The organism is Pseudomonas sp. HMWF006 (assembly GCF_003061205.1).
Classification (GTDB): domain Bacteria; phylum Pseudomonadota; class Gammaproteobacteria; order Pseudomonadales; family Pseudomonadaceae; genus Aquipseudomonas; species Aquipseudomonas monsensis.
On the sequence record NZ_QAIU01000334.1, the window covers coordinates 1 to 3,568 of the forward strand.

2 protein-coding genes and 1 pseudogene are annotated in these 3,568 nt (G+C 61.4%); all 3 read right to left on the reverse strand.

Translation table 11 applies throughout. The features are described from left to right. On the reverse strand, positions 1-2,727 hold a 2,727-nt coding region (locus DBR24_RS13395), incomplete at its 3' end, for a filamentous hemagglutinin N-terminal domain-containing protein (protein WP_128615000.1). A gap of 196 nt (positions 2,728-2,923) precedes the next feature. Then, positions 2,924-3,049 (reverse strand): hypothetical protein, encoded by a 126-nt coding sequence (locus tag DBR24_RS31035; RefSeq protein WP_256591461.1) that lies wholly within the window; start codon positions 3,047-3,049, stop codon positions 2,924-2,926. Between the two features lie 92 nt (positions 3,050-3,141). Next, a pseudogene (locus tag DBR24_RS13400) lies at positions 3,142-3,568 on the reverse strand (protein disulfide reductase); the annotation flags it as partial.

The following is a 3,568-nucleotide window of genomic DNA, read 5'->3' on the forward strand; positions in this document are numbered from 1 at the left end:
CGATATCAGACCACCGTTCAGATACGCCAGGCTGGCGTTATCGTCCGGATTGGTGCGCAGGTTGCTCCAGAGGCCGCGGGTGTCGAGCCGTACGCCCTCGGCGATGCGGGTTTGCGTCGCCTTGTCGGCTTTCGCCGCCAGACGAGTGTCAGTGTTTGCACCGCCAGTGAACTGATTGAGTACGTTGCCCAGACGCAGGCTGCCCCCGCGAGCGGTCAGGTCGGCGCCGACCTGCACATCCGGGGCGTACAGGGTGATGTCGCCACCGCTGTCGAGCGTAAGCCCACCGTCAACGGCGATCTGATCCTTGGCCGAAACCTTGAGCGCACCGAGACGGAATCCGTTGAGCTGATCGTTATCGAGATACAGCTTGCCCTTGCGGGCATCGGACACCGCGCCGGTCAGATCAAAATCGTTGCCGGCGACCGGGCGCGAGCCACCGATCTGTATCTGATCGAGCAACGGATTGAGGGTGTAGAGCAGCCCACTCGACGCCGCGACAAAGGTCGGATCGTAACTGCCGACGATCAGTTGCGCACGCCGGGCCAGCGCGGTCTGACTCTGCTGATAGCCGTCGAGCACCGGTTTCGAAGCCTGATTCTGCCGTTCACCCTGATACACATCGCCGATCATCTGCCCGTCGAGCACGGCGTTCGCTGTGGAAATCACCAGTTGCCCGGCATCGCGGCCCACGGTGTAACCCGATTCGAAACGTGAACGCGGGGCGATCAGCGGGTTGTAGAAATAGCTGGTCTGGCCCCAGCGTTCGCTGCTGTCTTCATAACCTTTGTACAGCCCGGTGTAGAGCAGATCCCCCGGGGCGCGGGAGACTTCATACAAGCGTCCATCGGCGCCGCGCAGCCAGCTCTGGCGAATCTGCCCGCTCTGCACATCCAGGGTGCCGCCGGACAGGTTGATCAGCGAGCCTTTTTCCGTCACCACGTCGTTGCCGGCGAAACTCACCGTGCCACCCTGGGCCATCCATTCGCCGACGCTGTGGCCCTGAGTGCCGAGATAACCCCCGACTTCCAACAGGCCACCGGCGGTGTACCAGCGATCCGTGGCGTAGCCGTTGGTGCCGGCCGGCACGTATACCAGCTCGCGCACATCGACCCAGATGTCATTGCTGTTGAGCGCGCCTTTCTCGCGGTTGACCGACGCATCGCGCTGCTCGTTGCCCTGCACGTTGATCTTGATGCTGTTGTTTTCCATCGCCACTTTGACGCCGATGGCACCCGAGACATCGATCATCGCGCCGTCACGCACCAGACTGCGACGCTGTGCGCTGACCGCGACCTGGCCGCCGGTGGCCAGGGTGATCGAGCCGCTCAGGAACTCGACACTGCCACCGCTCTGAATCTCGATGCGCGACTGGTCGCCACGGATCCGATTGTTGGCCGTGACGCCCGCCAGCGCGGCCTGATGCTGGCTGTCGAGGGCGGTCATGTCGCTGCTGTCGAGCATGATTGCCGTGGCGCTGCTCTGCCCCAGGGTCACGCTGCCCGTGGCGTCGTTGATCGGGTTGGATAGGTGAATCGTGCCTCGTGTTGCAACTGAAGTGCTGGCGAGCAATACGCCGTTTTGCACGACCTCGTGGCCGGTAAGGGTGATGTCGCCGGTCGACGACTGGATCAGTCCGTTGTTAGTGACTTTGCCCGCAACGGCACCGGCCTTGAAGCCCGGAATGACTTCGCTGCCAAAGGTGGTGGACAGCGCATTGCCTTCGGTGCCCGAGCCCTTGCGGATGTAGAATCGGTCACCGGCTGCCAGCACGGTCTGGCCCTTGGCGGTGTTGATGTTGCCGTCGTTCTGCACTTCGTTGCCCAGCAGCAACGCGTAGCCGCCGGCATCGATAGAAGCCGCCGGTTTGTGGGTTTCAATCGAGGCACCGCGCTCCACCAACACTTTGCCAGCGGCATCGGTGAAGGTCGGCTGAGTGCCGGTGCTGTCGAAAAACAGACCTCGATCGCGGAACTGTATGTCGGTGATATTCGCCGCTGCCGCAACCAGGTTGCGCACGTTGACCTGGCTACTGCCGCTGAACACGATGCCGTTGCGGTTGATCAGCATCACCGTGCCGTTGCCCTTGATCTGGCCTTGAATCTGGCTGGCCCGGGCGTTTGGATCGTTGACCCGGTTGAGCACTGCCCAGTTCGACTGCTGGGCGAAATCAACCGTGGTGTTGCGACCGACGTTGAAGGTCTCCCAATTAAGGATCGCCTTGTCGGCAGTCTGCTCGATCGTCACCGTGGTCTTGCCATCGACTTGAGTCTGCTGCGGGCCCTTCGCGTTCTGCCAGCCCTGGGTCAGGCTGTTGTCGACCTTCAAACCACCCTCACCCAGACCGTCCGGCACGAACTGCACCGTGCCCAACGCAGCAGTGCGCCCGGCGGCCTGCGCCGCTTGTTGCGCGGCAATCGCGGCAACGGTGTTGTTCAAGGTCTGGATCGAGCGCTGCAATTGCTGATTGGCTTTTTGCTGTTGGGCCAGTGGCGGCGTCATCCCCGGTAATCCGCCCACGCTCGGCCGTGCCGCTGCCGCTTGCTGCGCGGCGCCCTTGGCGGCAAACCAGCTCGAACTGAACGCCGTCTGCGCCTGCGCGCTGCCCGCCACCAGACACAACGCCACGGCGTGCGCCAACGGCTTGAGCAGCCACAGCGATGGCTCCCCGGTTTCACGCTTGGAGGACAGAACGTTGGTACGACGACGGGATGGGTGAGCGAGCATCACTACGAGATCCTTTTTGATTGCCACACAAGGCCGCAGGCATGCAAAAACCTGCTGTTACGTCATAGGCAGTTGGCGAGGGGCGCGACCGAACGGATGTCACACAAACTTCATGTTGGGGGAGTATTCGCGCAATCCGCGGGACCGAATGCCGGGCGAATAAAATGGCAGTCCCAGAAAGGGCCGCCATTGGGTTTCAAGATTTGTCGTTTAGAGGCCGGCCAATGCCGTTGCAAACGCTGGGGTTGTTGATATCGAGGTTGTTGCCGGTGGTGTTAGTGACGAAGTTGGCGATGACCGCGTTCTTCCAGGCATAAGACATGGCAATGAATTTATGGGCCTGTGTCGCGGGGAGCCAAAAAAAATGGCAGCCCCGGAGGGCTGCCACCGTTACAGCTGACTAAACCAACCTGCTTACAAAGGACGACCGATAGCGTTGCAGACGCTGGCGTTGTTGATGTCCAGGTTGTTGCCCGAGGTGTTGGTGATGAAGTTGGCGGTTACAGCGGTTTTCCAGGCGTTAGGCACGGCGACAAACTTGTGGGCCTGAGTCGCAGTGTTGTTGCCCGGGTTGCTGTAGTGAGTGGTCAGGAAGGCTTTGACGTCCGCGGCCACGGCTGCATCCTTGTAGCACTGACCGAAGATGAAGTTGGTGTAGGCAGCCAGTTTGTAACCCGAAGTCGGGTTAGCGACCACTGGCGACCACTTGGATGGATCGGCAGCATCGATAGCAGACGATGGAGGGGTCACCGACGACAGCGCCAGCGTCACGTTGAGCGAAGTAGGCTGAACACCGTTCACGCGGGCAACAACAGCGTTGCTGGTAGCGTCAACACCTTCC